The organism is Chryseobacterium sp. CT-SW4 (assembly GCF_048572715.1).
GTDB lineage: Bacteria > Bacteroidota > Bacteroidia > Flavobacteriales > Weeksellaceae > Chryseobacterium.
The window spans coordinates 2,382,439-2,404,745 of the sequence record NZ_CP183840.1; the positions used below are offsets into that span (position 1 = coordinate 2,382,439).

Annotated in this window: 13 protein-coding genes; 9 read left to right on the plus strand and 4 right to left on the minus strand. The window is 38.8% G+C overall.

Annotation, left to right across the window (positions count from 1 at the left end; translation table 11 throughout):
- Nucleotides 1-67: 67 nt before the first annotated feature.
- Both ABJ974_RS10725 and ABJ974_RS10730 read left to right on the plus strand, forming a co-directional pair.
- Nucleotides 68-1,846: an AMP-dependent synthetase/ligase gene (locus ABJ974_RS10725; protein ID WP_419868246.1), complete on the plus strand. Its 1,779-nt coding sequence runs from the start codon at nt 68-70 to the stop codon at nt 1,844-1,846.
- A gap of 9 nt (nt 1,847-1,855) precedes the next feature.
- Complete coding sequence (locus ABJ974_RS10730) at nt 1,856-2,536, plus strand: hypothetical protein (protein ID WP_419868247.1); 681 nt, start codon at nt 1,856-1,858, stop codon at nt 2,534-2,536.
- 36 nt (nt 2,537-2,572) lie between these two features.
- On the opposite strand, the gene ABJ974_RS10735 is transcribed toward ABJ974_RS10730, so the two are convergent.
- Both ABJ974_RS10735 and ABJ974_RS10740 read right to left on the minus strand, forming a co-directional pair.
- Nucleotides 2,573-3,349 carry a zinc ribbon domain-containing protein gene (locus tag ABJ974_RS10735; protein ID WP_419868248.1) on the minus strand — a complete coding sequence of 259 codons (777 nt, stop codon included), beginning with the start codon at nt 3,347-3,349 and terminating at the stop codon, nt 2,573-2,575.
- Between the two features lie 2 nt (nt 3,350-3,351).
- Nucleotides 3,352-4,449 carry a Nif3-like dinuclear metal center hexameric protein gene (locus ABJ974_RS10740; protein WP_419868249.1) on the minus strand — a complete coding sequence of 366 codons (1,098 nt, stop codon included), beginning with the start codon at nt 4,447-4,449 and terminating at the stop codon, nt 3,352-3,354.
- A 62-nt stretch (nt 4,450-4,511) separates the two neighbouring features.
- Between ABJ974_RS10740 and ABJ974_RS10745 the strand changes: the two genes are divergently transcribed.
- Both ABJ974_RS10745 and ABJ974_RS10750 read left to right on the plus strand, forming a co-directional pair.
- Nucleotides 4,512-5,339 (plus strand): ion transporter, encoded by an 828-nt coding sequence (locus ABJ974_RS10745; RefSeq protein ID WP_419868250.1) that lies wholly within the window; start codon nt 4,512-4,514, stop codon nt 5,337-5,339.
- Between the two features lie 34 nt (nt 5,340-5,373).
- Nucleotides 5,374-5,532 (plus strand): hypothetical protein, encoded by a 159-nt coding sequence (locus tag ABJ974_RS10750; protein ID WP_419868251.1) that lies wholly within the window; start codon nt 5,374-5,376, stop codon nt 5,530-5,532.
- 89 nt (nt 5,533-5,621) lie between these two features.
- Here the strand turns inward: ABJ974_RS10750 and ABJ974_RS10755 are convergent, their stop codons facing one another.
- Together ABJ974_RS10755 and dnaE are read right to left on the minus strand one after the other, a co-directional pair.
- A complete protein-coding gene (locus ABJ974_RS10755) occupies nt 5,622-8,696 on the minus strand; it encodes a fibronectin type III domain-containing protein (RefSeq protein WP_419868252.1) in 3,075 nt (1,024 codons plus the stop codon).
- A gap of 194 nt (nt 8,697-8,890) precedes the next feature.
- Nucleotides 8,891-13,540 (minus strand): DNA polymerase III subunit alpha, encoded by a 4,650-nt coding sequence (gene dnaE / locus ABJ974_RS10760; protein ID WP_419868253.1) that lies wholly within the window; start codon nt 13,538-13,540, stop codon nt 8,891-8,893.
- 289 nt (nt 13,541-13,829) lie between these two features.
- Between dnaE and ABJ974_RS10765 the strand changes: the two genes are divergently transcribed.
- From ABJ974_RS10765 to ABJ974_RS10785, 5 genes are all read left to right on the plus strand, one after another.
- Nucleotides 13,830-15,956, plus strand: coding sequence for a S8 family peptidase (locus ABJ974_RS10765; protein ID WP_419868254.1), 2,127 nt, complete (start codon nt 13,830-13,832; stop codon nt 15,954-15,956).
- Between the two features lie 405 nt (nt 15,957-16,361).
- Entirely contained in the window at nt 16,362-18,485 is a 2,124-nt protein-coding gene (locus tag ABJ974_RS10770; RefSeq protein WP_419868255.1) for a S8 family peptidase, read from the plus strand.
- Nucleotides 18,486-18,560: 75 nt separating this feature from the next.
- The gene (locus ABJ974_RS10775; RefSeq protein ID WP_419868256.1) at nt 18,561-20,633 is read left to right on the plus strand and encodes an alpha-ketoacid dehydrogenase subunit alpha/beta; all 2,073 of its coding nucleotides are present in this window, start codon (nt 18,561-18,563) and stop codon (nt 20,631-20,633) included.
- Between the two features lie 328 nt (nt 20,634-20,961).
- Nucleotides 20,962-21,774 carry a peptidoglycan DD-metalloendopeptidase family protein gene (locus ABJ974_RS10780; protein ID WP_419868257.1) on the plus strand — a complete coding sequence of 271 codons (813 nt, stop codon included), beginning with the start codon at nt 20,962-20,964 and terminating at the stop codon, nt 21,772-21,774.
- Between the two features lie 12 nt (nt 21,775-21,786).
- Nucleotides 21,787-22,203 carry a bactofilin family protein gene (locus ABJ974_RS10785; RefSeq protein WP_419868258.1) on the plus strand — a complete coding sequence of 139 codons (417 nt, stop codon included), beginning with the start codon at nt 21,787-21,789 and terminating at the stop codon, nt 22,201-22,203.
- Nucleotides 22,204-22,307 lie beyond the last annotated feature (104 nt).

Sequence of the window (22,307 nt, forward strand, 5' to 3'; positions counted from 1 at the left end):
ATTTGGAGTTTTTCACTTATTACACAAAATTTGTTTATATTTAGGACCTTTTATTTAATAAAAAATTATGAAGATTAAAAGATTATTCGATATTCCTCATTACGCATTGAAAAATCTTCCTAAAAATGATATGTTTGCAACAAAATATCATGGTGAATGGAAGAAAATTTCAACTTTTGAGTTTATTAATGAAGCTAATAAAATTTCAAGGGGGCTTATCAAGCTAGGGATAAAACCCGGCGATAAGATTGCTATAATCACTACCAATTCACGTACAGAGTGGGCTATCATGGATTTGGGACTTTCCCAAATCGGAGTAGTTTCCGTTCCTGTATATCCTAATATTTCTTCTGAAGATTATGAATTTATATTTAATAACGCCGAAATTAAGTATTGTTTTGTTTCCGACAAAGAACTTTTAGGAAAAGTGATGAAGGTAAAACACCACATTTCTTCTCTACAGGGTATTTTCACCTTTGATAAAATTGCGGGGGCAGCACATTGGAGAGAAATCCTGGACTTGGGAGAAGACGAATCCACTCAAATTGAAGTGGAAGATATTTCCAATACGATCAATCCGGAAGACCTGGCTACATTAATCTATACCTCAGGAACGACGGGTAAGCCTAAAGGAGTAATGCTGAGCCACGAAAACATAGTTTCCAATGTACTGGGCTCACTTCCAAGAATCCCCAAGAAAAAAAGCCTTGATTATAAAGATACAAGAGTACTGAGCTTTTTACCGATATGTCATATTTTCGAAAGAATGCTTTTCTACCTTTTCCAATATAATGGTTTTTCGGTCTATTTTGCTGAAAGCATTGATAAAATGGGAGAAAACGTAAAGGAGGTAAAACCTCATTACATGAGCGTTGTTCCGAGATTGGTAGAAAAAGTATATGATAAGATTTATTTTACAGGATCTTCCGCCGGAGGATTAAAGTCTAAAATATTCTTCTGGGCGCTTAATCTTATTACTAAGAAAACTACCGTTTCAAAACCGTCCGGCTTACAGGAAATCATTGCCGATAAGCTTGTATTCTCAAAATGGAGAGAAGGTTTGGGTGGAGAAATCATTACTTTGGTATCAGGATCAGCAGCTCTTTCCACAAGACTTAACCTTATGTTCCAGAATGCCGGAATCCCAATTCTTGAAGGTTACGGACTTACGGAGACTTCCCCGGTAATATCCGTAAACAGCTTTGAAAAAATGAAAGTGGGAACCGTAGGACCTCCTTTAGATAATGTAAGTGTAAAAATCCAGGAAGATGGCGAAATTACAGTAAAGGGGCCATCCATATTCAAAGGTTATTTCCAAAATGAGGAATTAACCAAAGAGGCTTTCACGGAAGACGGATACTTCAAAACAGGAGATATCGGGCATATTGACACTGATGGCTTCCTACAGATCACCGACCGTAAAAAAGAGATGTTTAAAACATCGGGAGGGAAATATATTGCTCCTCAGATCATAGAAAATATGGTGAAAGCTTCTAAGTTTATTGAGCAGATCATGGTAGTCGGAGACGGCGAAAAAATGCCATGCGCTCTGGTACAGCCTGATTTCGAATTTGCGAAAAGCTGGGCCATGAGAAATAATCTTACCATAGGATCCACTCCTGAAGAAATAGCCCAAAGTCCGGAGCTTAAAGCCAGAATTGAAAAGGAAATCGAAGGTTTTAATCAGAATTTAGGAAACTGGGAAAGAATTAAAAAGATTGAGCTTACTCCGGAGGTATGGAGCGTAGATTCAGGACTTTTAACACCTACCTTAAAACTGAAAAGAAAAGCCATAAAAGAAAATTTCATGGACCTTTACAATAAAATGTACGATCATCAGCAGTAAAAACCTGAAATGAAATTATTCATCAAAATATTGATTAGCCAGTCCATACTTATCGGGTTGGCTTTTTTTACACTTTCCTGCATGAAAAAAGCGGAAAGACCACAAAAAAGCATAGGGGAAGAAATCGAAAGCAAGCCCTTTCCGGAGCAGGATACCATCACTGTATTAACAGAAAAGGAATTGATAAGCTATGTTCAGACTGCCGCTCTTATACAACCCAACCCTCATAACGGAACTCCTTTTGATAAACTGGATTATGATAAGCTTATTGCCTATGATTTCATGGGTGACGAAGAAATATATCCTGATGCAGTTAATGAGAAAGAAAAGTTTGTTCCTGTTATCGTAAAACAACAGTTTCTGAATCAGCAACAGGCAGACCGGATCTTAACGGCATTAGCCCAGAAATCGAGCTACGGTGACAATTCGGCAGCCTGCTTCCGTCCTCACCTCGGACTGGTATTTTTTAAAGGAAATAAAAAAATAAACCAGATCAGCATCTGCCTAAGCTGCAATAATTCTACCGCTGAAATTGATATTCCTGCTAAAAGGCATAAAGTTTTTAATAAAGGTAAAGAAACCCAGTATTACCTGACCGGATTTACTTCTTCCGGAAAGGCAGCCATAGTAGATCTTTGTAAAGAAATCAACTTTTATTACGGAATTGACCAACAAAAAGACCGGAAGTAATTCTTCCGGTCTTTTATATCTTTTCTAGGATCTGAATTAAAACTTAATTACAGATTTCATTTTTTCGTTCTCTTCCATTACCAATTCGTCATCTACAAGGATTTTCCCAGAGTGCTCATCAATAATGATTTTCTTTCTCTGAGCAATTTCCATTTGCTTCTGAGGCGGGATAGTAAAGAATGATCCTTTCGGAGCTCCTCTTTCCAATCCTACTACCGCCAATCCATTTATAGAGTTGCTTCTGATTCTGTTATAGGAAGCCAATAATCTTTCATCAATTTTAGCAGCAAATTCTTTAGACTGTTCAATCAAATACTCCTCTTCTTTCTGAGTTTCAGCGATAAGACCGTCTAATTCCTCTTTTTTAAATTTCAAATGTTTCTTTAATTCGTCGATTTTTTCATTCAACTCATTTAAAGTTTCATTTTTATGAGCGATTTTTGCTCCGTACTCCTTAATTCTTTTTTCTGCTAACTGAATTTCAAGATCCTGATATTCAATTTCTTTACCCAAAGCTTCAAACTCTTTATTGTTTCTTACATTATCCTGTTGAGATTTGTATTTTTCAATCAAAGTTTTAGCATGGTTAATTACTTCATGTTTCGTACTAATCTGATCATTTTGATCTTTAATATCAGCATGAAATTTTTCAGCTCTTTTTTCAAGTCCTTCAATCTCGATTTCAAGATCTTCAACTTCAATTGGCAATTCTCCTCTTGTGTTTCGGATCTCATCCAATCTTGAATCTATGATTTGTAAATCATACAAAGCTCTTAATTTCTCTTCAACTGAAATATCGTTGGTTTTTGCCATATTTAAAGGAAATAATTTACTGGGTTTGTTCTTTCGCTAGATTTTGAGATTGCAAATGTACTAAATTTTTGTGACAATATTTCAAATAATTGTTGAGTAACAAATTGTTCGGACTCATAATGTCCTATATCACAAATCAACATTTTGGATTCCGCAAGGAAAAAATCATGATATTTTATATCTCCCGTAAGATAAGCATCACATTTTTGGGAAAGTGCCGATTTTATTCCGCTTGCTCCTGAACCTCCCAAAACTCCTACTCTTTTTATTTTTCTTCCGGTATAATCGGAATGCCTGATCACGTCCAGATTGAATTTTTCTTTGACCAGCTTTAAAAAGTCCTTTTCTTCCATCTCCTCATCCCATTCACCATACATTCCCAGCCCTGAATACTGATTTTCATTATCCAGACTGTAAATCTGATGCGCCACCTCTTCATATGGATGTGCATTTTTCACCGCTGAAAGAATGTCATTCTGCTTATATCCTTCAAAAATTACCGAAATCATCTTTTCATCTGCATTTTCACGGATATTTTTTTGTCCTGAAAAAGGATTGGAACCTTCAACAGGACGGAACGTACCATCTCCTTTAACAGTAAAGCTGCATTCGTCATAGAAACCTATATTTCCTGCTCCTGCCGAAAAGACTGCTTCTTTTACCTTTTCCGAATAGTCAGACGGGACGTATACAGTGAGCTGTTTCAGGTTATTTTTTTTAGGCTGTAAAATATGAAGGTTTTTCAGTCCCAGATGATTACATATTCCGGCATTAACGCCAAAATAATCATTATCAAAAGCCGTATGTATGGCATAAATAGCAATTTTATTTTCAATGGCTTTCAGAACCGCTCTTTCCACGTAATTTTTGCCGGTAATACTTTTAAGCCCTGAAAAAACAATAGGATGAAAGCATACAATAAGATTATATCCTTTTTGAGAAGCCTCTTCCACCACATTCTCCAACGCATCATGACACACCAGAATACCGGTAACTTCACGGGAAGGAAGTCCGCATAATAATCCTACATTATCAAAATCCTCAGCCTGCTGTATCGCAATATGTTTCTCTATTTCTGAGATTACTTCTCGTATTGTCATTTTATTGTGTATGTTTGCTACGAAAATAGGAATAATTTGTTAATTTTAAAAAAAGTCTAAACATGGAAAGAGAGCATAATCTTGTTCCTGAAGATGTCCTCTGGAAAAGGTTTTTATATCGTGTTATATACCGGGCAGATACCAAGCTCGGTAAATTATTTGATGTAATCCTCCTGTCCCTGATCCTTATCAGTACCCTGATCATCATGCTGGAAAGTGTTCCGGCCTATGATAAAAAACTGCATCTCTTTTTCATTGTTTTTGAATGGATTATTTCCATGTTCTTTACGGTAGAATATATTATGCGGATTGCCATTGTGAAAAACAAGCGCAGCTATATCTTCAGCTTTTTCGGGATCATAGATTTTCTGGCACTGGTTCCTTTCTACCTAAGTTTTTTCTTTCCTATCACCAAGTATTTTCTGATTTTCCGAATGCTGAGAATGCTAAGGATATTCAGGATTTTCAACCTTATGGATTTCATGAACGACGGGTATCTTATCGTAAGGGCATTAAAGAACAGTTCCAGAAAGATCTATATTTTCCTGCTGTTCCTGATTATCTTTTCCGTCATAGTGGGATCCTTAATGTTTATGGTGGAAGGCGGCCGCCCCGGCTTCGAAACGATTCCGCAATCCATCTACTGGGCCGTAGTTACCGTAACCACCGTAGGATATGGAGATGTTTCCCCTATTACTCCGATGGGGAAGTTTTTTGCTATCATTCTGATGCTTGCCGGTTATTCCATTATTGCCGTTCCCACCGGAATTGTAACGGCCGAGATGAGAAATAAAAGACAGAACCTTGAAAAGGTCTGTGACCGTTGCGGAAATGAAGATATTGATGATGATGCCCGCTATTGTAAGCAATGTGGCAAGAAATTAGCTTAGTATAATCTATACTAACCAAAATCATAAAATTATCATGGAACCAAAAAAGAAAAACAAACCCAACAGTCTCGTCGTTATCTTATTTGCATTAATTGCTCTTATGATTATCATTTACTTTATACTCGTCATGTTTTTCCCTGCTGTATTTGCCCATATGAATACAGGTGATATTCAGCCCGTACCGGATAAATAATCTCAAAATAAAAAAGGGAGCTGTGAAGTTCCCTTTATTCATAAAAAAACGGGGGCTTTAAAGCCCCCGTTCCCATTATATATCTATTATTATCTTTTAATAGCTTTGAATGTCTGTTTAGAACCATCTTTCATTTCCAATGTAACTAAATACATTCCTGAGATCAATTCATTTAAATAAAGAGTTGATGCAGGCTGAGAGATTGTTTTAACCAATTTTCCGGAGATATCAGTTATAGAAACTGATTTTACTTTGGAAATATCAGAAATATTCAATTCATCTACAAATGGATTCGGATAGATCTTAACCGTATTTTTGACTACCGTATTTTCGGAAGTTCCTAAAATAGATTTTTCATTCACTTCTATATCATCCAATAACACATTGTCATAGAAATATCCATTACCGGCAACATCTTTATCCACGATGAATCTGACCTGAACCGTAGTTCCCAAATAGCTCGCAGGAAGAGTAATCCCCTCGGTTCTCCATGAAGCACTATTGGTAGAAGAAGTAAACACCGTCGTCCATGTAGTGGCATTAGCTTCTTTCACTTCTACTGTCAACTGATTATTATCGTAAGAAGGCAGTGTAGTCCCGGTAGCAGATGATAAATGGTTTTTAAACCATTTGAATTTAAGATATGGTTCCGTAATACCCGCCAAATTAATCTGTGGAGTCGTCAGGGTAACATCATGTATTCCATCGTAAGGAGAAGAGGCATCTACCCATGCATAGGTTCCGGCCGTACTTCCGTTATTGGTGGTACCATAATCAGGAGTTCCGCTGAATCTCCATAAAGCATATCCCGTATTGCTGGTACTTGAATTGGTCCAGCAGGATGGTAAAGAACCTCCACTGAATGTCTCAGAGAACGGAGCCGTAACCGCTGCACAAACAGTGGTAAAGCTTCTTTCCGAGCATGATGATGAAGTCACAGTAGCATTATAAGCATTTACGGTATAATAATATTGAGTACTGTTGGCCAATGCTGTCGCAAATGTATATGAAGTGACATTTCCGAGGTCGATGTTATTTAAAACATTGGTACCTCCGGCTGTGGTACCCACCGTCAGTTTATATCCCGTAGCCCCGGTCACCGGATCCCATGTAATCGTAGGCGTTACGGAAGTACCGATCTCGTTGGCTGCAGGAGCTGTAACCACAGGACAAAATGTAGTAGTTGTAAATGATACCGGTCCTACCCAGTCACTTTGATCATTAGCTGAACAACGTGATCTTACCCACACATAATAAGTGGTGGATGGAGCCAGACCTGTACTTAAAGTATAACTTGTAGCGGTTACTCCGGTTACACTTGGTGCTGTTGCCGCTACCGGTGCAGTATTTGTGGTACTGAAATATATATCATAACCACTTCCTGGAGCTGTAGCCGGTGCTGTCCATGCAAGATCAGCGGACAATGCCGTTACATTGGTTGCTGCCGGAGCAGAAGGGCTAAGACATGTAGGAGCTTCTTTTATTTCTACATCATCCAACAATACATTGTCATAGAAATATCCGTTTCCAGCAACATCTTTATCCACGATAAATCTTACCTGAATAGTAGTTCCGATATAACTTGCAGGAAGTGCAATTCCTTCCGTTCTCCATACCGCACTGTTGGTAGAAGAGGTGAATATCGAAGTCCACGCAGAAGCATTGATTTCCTTTACTTCTACCGTTAAGCTATTATTATCATAAGAAGGTAATGTAGTTCCCGTAGCAGACGATAGATGATTCTTAAACCATTTGAACTCTACGTATGGAGCAGCAAGACCTGCTAAATTAATTTGAGGAGATGTTAAAGTTACATCATGGATTCCCGCATATGGAGAAGAGGCATCTACCCATGCATAAGTTCCTGCAGCACTTCCGTTATTGGTGGTACCATAATCAGGAGTTCCGCTGAATCTCCATAATGCATATCCTGTGTTACTTGTACTGGAATTCGTCCAACATCCAGGCAGAACCCCTGTATTGAAATTCTCCGAATATGGAGCTGGTAAACTTCCGCAAACGGTAGTAAAATCCCTTTCCGTACAGGAAGCCGAAGCACTCGCAACGTTATACGAATTAACGACATAATAGTATTTGGTAGAAGCTGATAAAGGAGTGGCAAAGGTATAAGATGTTACATTCCCTAAATCTATATTATCCAAAACATCGGAACCTCCTGCCGTAGTTCCTACTCTCAACCTATACCCTGTTGCCTGGGAGGTAGCTGTCCAGGTAATGGTAGGCGTTAAAGAAACTCCCGCTAAACCGCTGGAAGGAGCCGAAACAGACGGACAAGGAATAGTCGTTGTCGTAAAGCTGGTTTCCGTACAGCCTGAAGCGGTTCCAATATTATTTACCGGTAATACGGTAAGGTAATAAGTTGTACTGTAAGAAAGCGAAGAAGTTGAAGGCACTGCATAAGAAGTAGTATTTCCTACATCCAGTCCGTTCATGATATCCGTACCGCCGGGAGTGGTTCCCATATTCAGTTTATAACTTGTAGCACTTGAAGCCGAAGCCCATGTAATGGTAGGAGTTACCGAAATATTGGTAGCCGCACTTGCAGGCGCTGACACCGTCGTACAGGCCGGAGCTGTTGTCGCAAGCTGAGCAAGCTGAACATCATCAAATCCCATATAAAAATCAGCAGCAGCAGTGCTTGTACTTTTAAGTCTGAATTTAAAACTGGCACCGGCAGGAATAGTTCCGGCAGGAATAGTTCCTGACACCGTAGTACAAGGTATCGGTGTAGCATTCGGACTGCTTAGTGTAACCGGAGCTAAAATTTCAACCCAGGTGGTACCACCGTCTATGGAGTAATCTGCTGATACCGTTCCTTCAATCGCTCCCGAAGTACTGTAACCTTTTGCCAGATACTTAAAAGAATAATTGAGTGCCGTAGCATTCGAAGCCGTCGAGCTATACGTCATAAACCAGGAGGTATAGGTACTTCCGTAAAGATTTTTGTATACGGCTTTACTGCCCGCACACACAGTACCTGCGCTGGTTCCGTAGCCTCCGGGATTGGAAGAGGTCCCCGTTCCGGCAACACTACTTGCCCATCCGGAAGGAATAGTGGTCCCTTCGAAGCTCTCACTCATAATGATTTGTGCTGAAGCTCCTATTCCAAGGGCCATCATACACAAAAGTAGAAGTTTCTTCATATAATGATTAGTTTTTAAAATTTAGGAAGCGAATGTAATAATTTATTCAATATAATTCATATTTTATTCAATATTTTTAAAATTAAAACAAACATTTAACTTATTTTACCTAAATATTACCAATAGAAAAAGCGGCATATAAGCCGCTTTTTCTATTATCTCTCGTGAATTAAGAATAATTTTAACCTGAATATTTAATTTAAATAAAATTCATACTTATTCAATAATTGTATCTCTTTTATTAAATCTCCATTCAAATCCACAGAGTATTTCATAGACTGAAGTTCAATATGTGAATTTTCTTCAGCATTCTTAATATAAACCTTAAATTTCTGCTCTCCTTTGTTTTTATCCAATACGGTACGGAAAAACTCAAGATCTTCTTTTCTGAAATCCATTACATCCATTACCAAAGAAATACTTTTCGCAAATTTTTCAAAGGCATCTTTCAGTTCTATTACCTCATTTACATTTACGAAAACCCTTCCATCCTTCACCTGGGCAAATTTTATTTTTAAAATCACAAAACGCTGGACTTCCAGTTTTTCTTTTAACCTCATATAATCCCTGTCACCTAGCCTGAAAGAATAGGATCCGGTATAATCCTCCAGGGTAAGAAAGGCTACTTTCTCACCGCTTTTAAAGCCATCCTGTACTCTATATTCGGTGATAAGACCTGCTACCGTATACTCTTTACCATTTTCTTTCTCTTTCTGCTTTTGTCTCCAGTCTTTCTTTTCTTCAAATAATTCTGCGGGTTTATTAGCAAAAGCCTGCTCTTTGTAGGCATCCAGCTCATCCAGATTCAGAAAACCGAAATTCCCTTTGGGCTCCGCTTTTTTGGTCACTTCTTCGACAACCTCCTCTTCGCCGGTCAACAGCTCATCTACATCAAGGATTTCTGCTACATTTACCACTTCCTCCGCTGCTTCCTGTTCCAAAATCGGATCTTCCTCCACCGCCAGCTTTTCTTCATCTTTTTCCAGTACTACATTCTTGGAAAGCTGCCCCTGCATAAACTGAAACTGATATTTAAATTCATCTAAAGGATGGGCGGATAAATAAAATCCTATAATTTCTTTTTCTTTATTAAGTTTATGCATATTAGGCCATTCCGGGCACGGTGCCAGTTTCGGCTGTTCTATCTGCACTTCTTCCACAAAATCCGCAAACAGGGAATTTTCCATTTCATTTACACTTTCCTGGAAGCTCTGCCCATAACGGATAAGTCTCTCAAGATTGGTTCTCCCTGCGGCATCTATATCGAAATACTGTCCTCTGTGATAGGTATCTAATTCATCAAAGGCTCCTGCAACCACTAAACTTTCCGCTACTCTTTTATTCATCTGCGAAGGAAGGATACGTTCAAAAAAGTCATAAATATTTTTAAACCTTCCATTCATCCTTTCATTAGTGATCGCTTCACTCGGCCCCTCACCTATTCCTTTTATTGCTCCTAATCCAAAACGGATCTGTCCTTTTTCGTTTACTGAGAATTTATATTGAGATTCATTTACATCCGGTCCGAGTACATCCACTCCCATACTTTTACAATCCTCCATAAACATGGTGATCTGAGCCGTATTGTTAATGTTATTACTCATTACACTCGCCATATATTCGGCAGGATAATTAGCTTTTAAATAAGCTGTCTGATAAGCAATTAAGGCATAACACGTGGAGTGGGATTTGTTAAATGCATATTCAGCGAAGGCTTTCCAGTCATTCCATATTTTATTGAGCCTGTCTTCATCCAGATTATTCTTTTTCCCTCCCTCAATAAATTTCGGGTACATTTTATTCAGGACGTCGATCTGCTTTTTCCCCATCGCTTTTCTTAATGTATCTGCCTCACCTTTTGTAAAGTTGGCAAGCTTCTGGGACAACAGCATTACCTGCTCCTGATAAACGGTAATTCCGTAGGTTTCTTTTAAATATTCTTCAGTTTCCGGTAAATCATAAACAATTTCCTCGATACCATGCTTCCTGTTAATAAAATTTGGAATATATTTTATAGGTCCCGGACGGTACAGTGCATTCATGGCAATAAGATCCGCAAAAACAGTAGGCTTCAGCTCCCTCATGTATTTTTGCATTCCGGGGCTTTCATACTGGAATATCCCTACTGTACGGCCTTCTTTAAACAACTGATACGTTTTTGCATCATCCAATGGAATTTCATCAGGATTGATGTCTATATCATGTCTTTCTTTAACCAGCTTTAAAGCATCTTTAATAATCGTTAAAGTACGAAGTCCCAGGAAGTCCATTTTCAGCAGCCCTGCACTTTCCGCCACCGAGTTGTCAAACTGGGAGACCAGGATATCGGCATCTTTTGCAGCAATCGTTACGGGTACCAGATTACTAACCTCTTCGGGGGTAATGATTACCCCACAGGCATGGATTCCGGTATTTCTGATACATCCTTCCATTTTCATGGCACTCGCCAAGACTTCAAACCGAGGATCATCAGGAGTATCCAGTACCAGTCTCATTTCGTCCACCAAAAGCTGTTCTTCCGGTTTCAGCTTATCATATTTAGCCAATGCTTTGGCAATATTCATTCCGGGAGTGGACGGAATCAGCTTAGCAATATTGTTTGTATCCGGAATGGAAACATCCAACACCCGTCCCGCATCTTTAATCGCCGACTTTCCTCCCAATACCGAGTATGTAATAATCTGAGCCACCTGGCTCTGTCCATATTTTTCGATTACCCATTTAATAATCCTATCCCTACCTTCATCATCGAAATCAATATCAATATCCGGCATGGAAATCCTTTCCGGATTCAGGAATCTCTCAAAAAGGAGATCATATTTAATAGGATCCACATTGGTAATTCCGATACAGTAGGCTACTGCAGAACCTGCTGCGGAACCACGGCCCGGCCCTACCCAAACTCCCATATTACGGGCTTCATTACAAAAGTCCTGTACAATGAGGAAGTACCCCGGATATCCGGTGTTGGCAATTACATCCAGTTCGAAATCCAGACGTTCTTTAATATCATCTGTGATTTCATCATATCTTTTCCGCGCTCCTTCATAGGTTAAATGCGTGAGATAAGCCATCTCTCCTCTTTTTCCACCATCTACCTCATCCTGAGGATCAACAAATTCTTCAGGAATATCAAATTTAGGAAGGAGAACATCTCTTTTCAGGGTATACGGACTGAATTTAGCTAAAAATTCCTCATAAGCTTCAAATGCATCAGGATAAGCCAAAAATGCTTCTTTGATCTCATCCGCAGACTTCATATAATACTCTCCCGTAGCAAGCCCTCTTCTTTTTCCAAATCCTTTTCCTACCGGAGTGGACAGCTTTTCACCGTCTTTGATACAGCTCACAATATCCTGGATATTGGAATCATCCTTATTGGTATAGAAAGTCTCATTCTGAGCCAATATTTTCACATTATATTTATCAGCAAAATATAATAAGACTTCATTAAGGTGTTCTTCTTCAGGAAGCTTATGGTTTTGCAGCTGAACATAAAAATCATCTCCGAAGGTATCTTTCCACCATTTGAAAAGCTCTTCCCCTTTTTGTTCACCGGTATTTAAAATGGCATCAGGAATATCCCCGTAGATTCCGGAAGTTAAAGCAATAACCCCTTCTTTATATTCAGCTATCAGCTCTCTGCTTACCCTTGGAACCCCGAAATAAAATCCTTTTAAGAATCCTATACTTGATAATTTGGCCAGATTTTTATATCCATTGAAATCTTTAGCGAGGAGCACTACCTGTGTTCTTCTGTCAGGATCATCTTTAGTAAACTGCTTTTGCTCATACCGGTCCGATATGTAAAATTCGCACCCTACAATGGGTATTAATGGATCAGCAGATGGTTCCGGATCTTTAAATTCCTGTCCGTTTTCTTCTGCTTCCTGTTTTTTTGCCAGGTATTCTTTATGTTTTTTTGCTCTGTCGGAATTGGTAGATTCTACCGCAGAAACAAATTTAAAAGCTCCCATCATATTCCCCAGATCGACCATTCCCACCGCCGGAAAATTTTCCTCAGAAGCTTTATTGATAAGATCAGAAATACTGGTAGTAGCCGTTAATGTAGAAAAGACACTGTGATTATCAAAGTTAAAGTATTTTCCAAGGTCAATTTCATCAATGCTTCCAAAGTCTGCCTGTTTTTTCTTATTATGAAAATCCGCAACCTGTCTTCGGATAACAATTCCAAAAGGTTTAACCGGATCCGGATATAAAGACTGGAAATATTTGAGTTGATCTTCCGAAATTTTTAAGATTTCCGGAGGGATAATTCCAATCCTCATCATTTCAAAGAAGACCTGAGCTGTGGCATTTACGTCCGCTGCGGCATTATGCGCCTCATCAAATTTATGTCCGTATAATTTTTCATAGAGTTCTTCGAGTTTCGGAGATTTATATCTTCCTCCTTTTCCTCCTCCCAGCTGACAGTAGTCCGTACCTAAGATCATCGTATCTGCCTTAGGTTTCTGCTGCAGGTTATCATTTATATTCTTTCTGAAAAACTCAGCCCCAACGATGTTATAATCAAACTCCACATTATGCCCTGAGACCACCCTTACTTTTTCCAGGACTTTAGAAAACTCTTCGAGGATTTCCTGCAGATCTCTACCTTCTTCATTGGCTATTTTCGTGGTAATACCGTGAATCCTGGCTGCATTAAAGGGAATATCATAGCCTTCCGGCTTAATTATATAATCCTGGTTTTCAATAAGGTTTCCGTCATCATCATGCAACTGCCATGCGATTTGGACCATTCGTGGCCAGTTATCTGAATCGGAAAGCGGAGCATTAAAGTTTTTAGGTAAACCTGTAGTTTCTGTGTCAAAAATTAAATACATGTACTTTATCCCTGTTTAAGAAATGGAATGTAAAGTTAGTCCATTTTTTTGGATTAATGAAATGACAATACCGATCGTTTTATTAGCAAAATATCTATCTTATGTATTTTACAATTACATTATAAACATTTTTCCAAAACCGTCTAAAACTAAAAATTACTAAATCATTTATATCAAATAAATTAAAAATCACCAACATATGATAAATTTAATTATACATAAACCATTATTTATAATAATTTTACATAAATTTGCTTAAATACATTCTATTAATATTCTCTTATATGTTATGAAGAAACATCTACTTTTAATCAGCACTTTGGCAATTACGTTAATAAATGCTCAAAACAACGAAAATTTACAACAGGAATTCCAAAGACAAAATGAACAAAACAACAAAAAATTTGAGTCTTACATCAGTAAAACGTTCGGAAACGACAGAAACGCAGAAACTGAGAAAAGAATTGAAGAATTAAGAGCCAATCTGGCAGGCTTTAGCGGTGACGTACCGAATTTTTACCAGGCTGAAGACCAGAACCAGATTTACAACAACAACGTTGATGCATTAACAACTGCAGGCGGAGTCACCGGGCTCACCACAGCTTTTAATGGAGAAGGTATCAAGTACACCGTATTCGATGGGGGCAGGATTTATGAAACCCATCCCGTATTCGATAACGCTACCAACAGGATCACCAATAAAGAAGATGCAACCAATGCATACAGCAGCCACGCAACAGGTGTTGCAAGTATCATAGGAGGAAGAGCACAGGGATTAAACCAATCCGACTCCAATGGAAATGTGATCGCAACAGGAAACACCAAAGGAGTTGCCATCAATTCCACTATGGATTCCTACAGGTTCGCTACCACTACTTTACCGGGAAATACAGCTGCAAGCACGGTTTTCAATAAAATCCTTATTGCACAGCCCAACCTTTCCAACCACTCATACGGAACCAATCCGGGATGGGACTACCATACCATAGCTGAAGGATATCCTAATACAGGATGGTATTGGGGCGGAAACTATTTCCCAACTACCAATGAAAATTATGACCTGATGGGAACTTATTATACAAGCGATCAAAACTATGATGCCATTGTATACAACAATCCTTCTTATATTATTGTAAAATCTGCAGGTAACTATTACGGATATGGTCCGGGATATTCCGGTACTACCACCAATGCTTACTATTATACCTCAACAGGATATGCAGCTTACACCGCAGGAAACGCTCCGGACGCCAACTGCCAGCAAGGCGCCGACTGCATCGGATACGGTTCACTCGCTAAAAACATTATTGTTGTAGGTGCTACCGATATCATTACCACCAACAATTACCGATATACCGCGGCTACTGATGTAGTAAGATCAAGTTACAGTAATGCAGGTCCAAGAGACGACGGAGGAATAAAACCCGATATAGCAGCTCCTGGTACCGATATCTGGATGGCTTCAACAGCTGATACTACAACAGGAAGTGCCAGCTGGCAGGTAGGAAGCGGTACATCCATGTCCGCACCTCAGGTCACCGGAATTATAGGACTTTGGTCACAAATTCATAAATCATTATTTAATAACCTGGATCTGAATGCAGCCTCAGCAAAAACATTAATGGTACATTCGGCTTTGGAAGCAGGTACAGTAGGTCCTGACCCTCAATTCGGATGGGGATATATCGACGCAAAAGGAGGAGCCGAATTACTGGTAGGAAAATCCAACAATACCACTATTTTTGAAAATGAAACTCTAACCAGTGGAGTTGCTAATGAAAAAACAGTCAAAGCTTCAGGATCCGAACCTCTTAAAGTAACTATTTCCTGGACTGACCCTGAATATGTGGTTTCATCCAATTACTGGTCTGATTTATACAACAACAGGGCTTCGAGATTAATAAATGATCTTGACCTTCGAATTATTGATACCACTACCAACACTACCTATTACCCTTGGAAGCTGGATGCCAATTCACCTACAACTCCGGCAACAAAAGCTGATAATACCGTAGACAATGTTGAACAGGTAGTATTTGACGCTCCCGTAGCAGGAAGAGAATACAAAATAGTGGTTTCCAATAAAGGAACTTTAGTAAATAGCGCAGGAACAGCCACCCCACAGGACTATTCCATTATCGTAACCGGATTCTCTGAAGTATTAGGTACAAAAGAAGCCATCAGCACCAACAATATCGTTATTGCTCCTACCATCACTAAAGATTATGTGAAGGTTCTTAAAGCTCCTAAAAAATCTGCTTTTGAAATTTTTGATATAACAGGTAAAAGATTACAGGGAGGAACCATCAATACAGATGAAACTTCCGTAGATCTTTCTTCTTATCCGAATGGAGTTTACATCATAAATATTAAAACAGATAAAGAAGTAATTTCTAAAAAAGTAATTAAAGAATAAATCTTAATCTTTTATAGCAACAATACAGTACACCATCATTGATAGTGTACTGTTTTTTTTATCTCATCTCTCTATTTACCGTTTTCATCTCCTATTTTTTCTGTCTGCTCTCAATTATATGATACGTATTACGTACTGTGAATCCATCTCAGTCAATTATACAAATAACTAAAAATCAAACAGTTAAAAACAAAACCAGTCTTCATCAGCAGAAAACCGGATTTTTTACATAGGCTAATTATCTATATTTGTTCATACAATTTTATTGATTTCTCAAAGTTTATTACCAAACAATAATACATTCAATAAAATATCCATATTAAAATATTAATTTATAAAAACAACCTGGATTATATTTTTCATAATGATTATATGATCTTCACTTAACAAACTAATTGATTGAATATGAAAAGACAATTATTTCTAGTTAGCGTCCTTACCGCTTCCTTCGTTAATGCTCAAAGTAATGAAACCCTTCAGAAAGAATTTGAAAGACAGAACAAGGAGAATAATGCAAAATTTGATTCTTATTTAGCTAAAAAAAGAGCAGCCCTCTCCAAATCTCCGGAGGCTCAAAAAGAAGCCACCCAATACAGAGAAAATCTTGCAGGATTTACCCCAGATGGAAAACCTTATTTTTATCAGAAAGAGGATATCCGACAAGTCTATAATTCTAATGCGGATGCTCTTACTTCTTCGGGAAATATAAACGGATTAAATAATGCCTACAATGGAGAAGGAATTAAATTCACCATATTCGATGGTGGGCGGGTGTATGCTCCTCACGTAGCATTTGCCAACGCAGCAGGAAGAATTACCAACAAAGAAGCAAATACCGTTGCTTACAGCGGTCATGCCACCGGTGTAGCAGGATTTATCGGAAGTACATCCGTCTCCGTCTCAGGAACCGTTAATGGAGCGGCTGTAACCGGAAATATCCAAGGAGTTGCAAAAAATTCTACTATTGACTCCTATTCCTTTTCTACCACTACATTACCTGGAAATTCTACTGTAAGCAACGTATATCAAAAAATCCTTACTGCCCAGCCAAGTGTTTCCAATCACTCTTATGGAGTAGATTCCGGATGGACCATAGCGACATTAAATTCCGGATCGAATATATGGCTTTGGACCGGAGCCTTTACAAGCCCTGCCACACAATACAACCTCAATGGAACTTATTTTACCAATGACCAAAATTACGACCAGATCGTTTACAACAATCCATCCTATATTATCGTAAAATCCGCAGGAAACTCATTCGGAAACGGTCCCAGCGCCAATTCTAACATACAGGCTGCCTATCAGGATAACAACGGAAACCTGGTATCATTCTCACCTACCGATACGCTACCGCCGTCCGATTGTGCACAAGGTTATGATTGTATAGGCGTAGGTTCATTAGCTAAAAATATCATTATCGTAGGTGCCTCCGATGTGATCACAACCAATAACTTCCGGTACACTTCCCCTAGTGATGCCGTACACTCTTCCTACAGCAGTGCAGGCCCGCGGGATGACGGAGGTATAAAGCCGGACATCACCACTACGGGAACCGATGTATTCCTGGCATCCAGTTCTACTAACGGCAGTAATTCATACTCTTACGGAAGCGGAACTTCCTATTCCGGGCCGGTGGTAACCGGGATTATCGGATTATGGAGCCAGATATATAAAGACCTGTTTTCCAATCAGCTCTTAAATGCCGCCAGCGCAAAAGCTTTAACCGTACATTCCGCCCTGGAAGCAGGCAGCATAGGTCCCGATCCTTTATTCGGATGGGGATTAATAAATGCTAAAAAAGGAGCTGAAATTTTAGTAGGAAAGGCAAACAATACCGTAACATTCAATAATGAGGTACTTACCAGCGGTACCCCCAACGAAACAACCGTAAAGGCATCAGGCACCGAACCTCTTAAGGTTACCATTTCCTGGATCGATCCGGAATATAAAATTCCTGCTAACCTCACATGGGGACAGGCTTATAACAACCGGACTTCAAGGTTAATCAATGACCTGGATCTAAGAATCATCGATACGTCAACCAACACCACTTACTATCCATGGAAACTTAATGCCAACAGCCCTCTTATACCGGCAACCAAGGCAGATAATACCGTAGATAATGTAGAACAGGTAATTATTGACAATCCCGTAGCCGGAAGAAATTACAAAGTGGTAGTTTCCAATAAAGGAAGTTTAGTTAATAATACAGGAGGCAACGCTCCACAGAATTATTCCATCATTGTAACCGGAAAGACAGAAACACTGGCAACTGCTAAAATAAGCATGGCTCCACAACAAAACATGGTCATATCACCTACCATAACCAAAGATTATGTCAATGTGTTAAAAGCTCCGTCCAATTCCACATTCAATATTTATGACCTTACCGGGAAAAAACTGCAAAGCGGAAGCTTACAGACGAGTACCCATTCACTAGACCTGTCTGCTTATCCAAAAGGTATTTATATCATCGAAATAAATACAAATAAGGAAATTATTTCTAAAAAAGTAATTAAAGAATAATCAACATAATCCATATATCAATACAAAATACTAACAATTGTTAGTATTTTGTTTTTTTATGTATATTTGCTTTCTATGGAAAATACACTTCACGAAAAAGTTTCTAAGGACGTTTTACTAAAGGCCTACAACCATATGATGCTTGCTAAAGCAATGGCTGATATATATGAAGAGAACAGGAATATCTGCAAATATGTTCACAGTACCTCCAGAGGACACGAAGCCATTCAATTAGCCACCGCATACCAGTTGAAAAAAGAAGACTGGGTTTCTCCTTATTACAGGGACGAAAGCTTACTTCTGGGACTTGGTTATGAGCCTTATGAGCTTATGCTTCAATTATTGGCAAAAGCTGACGATCCTTTTTCGGGAGGCAGATCGTATTATTCCCATCCATCCAGCAGGGATGACAATAAACCCAAAATGATCCATCAAAGCTCTGCCACAGGGATGCAAACCATTCCTACGACAGGTGTAGCTCAGGGAATCCAGTATATTCAGGAATTTAAATTACAGAATTTCGAAAATAATCCGGTAGTGGTTTGCAGTCTTGGAGACAATTCTGTCACTGAAGGTGAAGTAAGTGAAGCCCTTCAATTTGCCGCATTACATCAACTTCCTATTATATTCCTGGTTCAGGATAACGAATGGGGAATCTCCGTAACCAAAGAAGAGGCCCGAACATGTGATGCTTATGATTTCGTTGCAGGATTTGCAGGATTAAGCAGAATGAGAGTGGACGGAACCGATTTTGCAGAAAGCTATGAAATCATGAAAAAAGCCGTAGATTTTGTAAGATCAGAAAGAAAACCATTAGTGGTTTGTGCAAAAACCGTATTGATCGGACACCATACTTCCGGGGTAAGAAGAGAGTTTTACAGAAATGAAGAAGATCTTGCCAGGCATAGGGAAAAAGATCCGGGAGAAATTCTCAGAAAACAATTATTACACAGTGGTGTTGATCAGGAAATCCTGACACAGATTACCAAAAAAAACCGTTTAGAAGCGGAGCAGGCTTTTGAAAAAGCTAGAAATGCTGAAGATCCTAAACCTGAAACGGTTACCCAACATATTTTTGCCCCTACTCCCGTCACTGAAGAAGTAGGGATACGTGAGCCTCAAAACGGAGAGAAGATCGTAATGGTAGATGCAGCTATCCATGCTATTCAGGAACTGATGTGGAAACATCCGGAAGCCCTGCTGTACGGACAGGATGTAGGAGAAAGGATCGGAGGGGTATTCCGTGAAACGGTAACTTTAGGTAAAAAATTCGGAAATAAAAGAGTTTTCAATACGGCTATCCAGGAAGCTTATATCATCGGCTCTACCGCCGGAATGAGCGCAGTAGGTCTAAAACCTATTGTTGAAGTTCAGTTTGCTGATTATATCTATCCGGGAATTAACCAGCTGATCACGGAAATTTCAAAATCAAATTACTTAAGCAACGGAAAATATCCTGTCAGCAATATCATCCGCGTACCTATCGGTGCCTATGGTGGTGGCGGGCCTTATCACAGCGGAAGTGTCGAAAGTATTTTAGCCAATATTAAAGGCATTAAAATAGCTTATCCAAGTAACGCTGCCGATTTTAAAGGATTATTGAAAGCTGCCTATTATGATCCCAATCCCGTAATCATGCTTGAGCACAAAGGTCTCTACTGGAGTAAGGTTCCGGGAACCGAGGATGCTAAAACCATCGAACCCGCCGAAGATTATATTTTACCGTTCGGAAAAGGAAATGTAATTATTGAAGCAGATCCTGAAGCTGTTTCCAAAGGTCGCAGTTTGGTAATCGTCACCTATGGAATGGGAGTATATTGGGCTAAAGAGGCTGCCAGGAACTTCCAGGGTAATATAGAAGTTATCGACCTGAGAACTTTAATTCCTTTAGATGAAGAACTTGTTTTTGAGCGAGTGAAAAAACACGGAAAGTGTATTGTTGTAACGGAAGAACAACTGAATAATTCATTTGCAGAAGCTTTTGCTCACAGGATTTCAAAGAATTGTTTTCGATATCTGGATGCTCCGGTAGAAGCTATGGGAGCATTAGATCTTCCGGCTGTCCCTATCAATTTGGTATTGGAAAAGGAAATGCTTCCCAATGCGGAAAAACTAACCCGCAAGATTGAAGAAATATTGAAACATTAAAATCCATATAAATAGAAATCCCCAGAAAATATTTTTGGGGATTTTTTTTGTTCATTTTTAACCGATAGTTCAATTACAATAAATTTATTCCCCTATAAATTCCCTGATGTTAATTTTTTTCTAAAACTAAAGTAATATTGTTAAAAACAGCTGTTATAAAATTCATTTAACTTCATGATTACTAATAAGTTGTAATATTTCATATTTTAACAGAATTTAAGACAAAACGAACGTTTGTTAACAACATTTTAAGATCGTCTTTTACTCATATTTTATTTCAAGTCTCTAGTTTTGTCCTGCTGTTTAATAATTAGTCTAAAATAATAATATGCTGAGTCATAAAACATCCGTTCATTTCGTAAACGCGGAAGGGCATGGGAATAAAATGATGCTGGTTCCGACTTTCGTCTTATTATACTGGAAAAAATTTCTTCTAATTATCGGTTTTGTGATGACCATCCTTTTAGTTATTATCGGAATATTTATCTATCAGAAAACCAGTCAACATTACCAGGCTCAGCTTGAAAGAGCCAATTATGTCCGGAAACAGATAGATCTACAAAAATTACAACAATCTTTTAAATCCATTGATGAGAGCATTAATAAAGTTAATCAGTTTATGACAGCCCGGGGCCTGCATAGTCTCAAAATGAAAAAGATTGATCAGAATGCGCTTATGATGCAGGATGTCAATAAAATGAGTGCACTGTATCAAAAAAACATTCAAAAGCTTGAAGAAAATGTTGTTCTTATTCCTTTAGGAAAACCTTATGAGGGAAAAATAACGTCTCATTTCGGTACCCGTGCCAATCCTTTCACAGGCCACGGTTCTGAAGGTCATTCCGGAACGGATTTCCGGGGAAAAATGGGAGATCCTATCATGTCAACAGCCGAAGGAAAGGTAAGTTTTGCCGGGCAGAAAGGCGGATATGGGAACTGTATCATTATAGATCACGGGTTCAATCTGCAGACTTTATATGGTCACCTTTCAAAAATCAATGTGAAAGTAGGTGACAGCATAAAAGGAGAAAAAACCATAGGGGCAATCGGAAGTACCGGAAGAAGTACCGGACCCCACCTTCATTATGAAATTCACTTTAAAGGGGAAAGAATAAACCCGGAATTGTATTTTAACTTTTAAACACATACTAAGATGTTCAATAATAAAAAAGAAAACAAGATTTTAAATACCAGCAAGGCAACGAATGAAGCGATTACTTCCATTGTAGGAGAAGACATGCATGTCACCGGCGATATCGTTTCCAACACAAGCATCAGAATCGATGGAAAAATATCCGGAAATGTAAAAGCGGACAAGCTCATCATCATAGGAAATAAAGCCCAGATCAAGGGAGACCTTCACAGTAAAAAAGTGATCATCTTCGGCCAGGTACAGGGTAATCTGAATGCAGATGAGATTCAGCTGAAATCTTCAGGTGTTATCAACGGAGATATTTCTGTAAATGCCGTAGAAATCGAAATCGGTGGAAAATACAATGGAAAGCTGATGATGAACAATGAACAGAAGCTGGCAGCTGAAAAAAATAATGTAAAACAGGCTGTTCACTAAGCTCCGGCTTTGATTACTCCCCTATTTCAGGTTCGTTTATAAGTGATTTTGAAGCATCTTTCTCTTCAATAGTTTACATTTCATCCTAAATTTGATCAGGTTGG